Genomic DNA, 283 nt, shown 5'->3' on the forward strand with positions numbered 1-283 from the left:
GACAGTTTATTAAACAGTGAACGTGAATCATTTAATTCAGCAGCAGACCACCGGTTAGCGGAATTAATCACCGGAAAGTTATATGACAGGATACCAAAAGAGATATGGAAATATGTAAGGTAATAATTCAGCATAATTAATTACCAGGAGCAGATAAACAATGAAGCTGATTATTTTTATTCTTATTGTTCTGATTATTGCAGCGTTACTTATCCGGATTATCCTCAGAAGTGTAAATCAGCATTCTCCTTTGCTGATGCAATTGCATGCGGCAGGTATACGG

General features: G+C 36.4%; 1 protein-coding gene. It reads left to right on the forward strand.

The features are described 5' to 3' along the window. Positions 1–123: Hha/YmoA family nucleoid-associated regulatory protein (locus tag LZP73_RS20780; RefSeq protein WP_267960272.1), on the forward strand; the 123-nt coding region annotated here is incomplete at its 5' end. Between the last annotated feature and the right edge of the window lie 160 nt (positions 124–283).

It is taken from the genome of Shewanella sp. AS16 (assembly GCF_021412365.1).
In the GTDB taxonomy this organism is placed as follows: Bacteria; Pseudomonadota; Gammaproteobacteria; order Enterobacterales; family Shewanellaceae; genus Shewanella; species Shewanella salipaludis.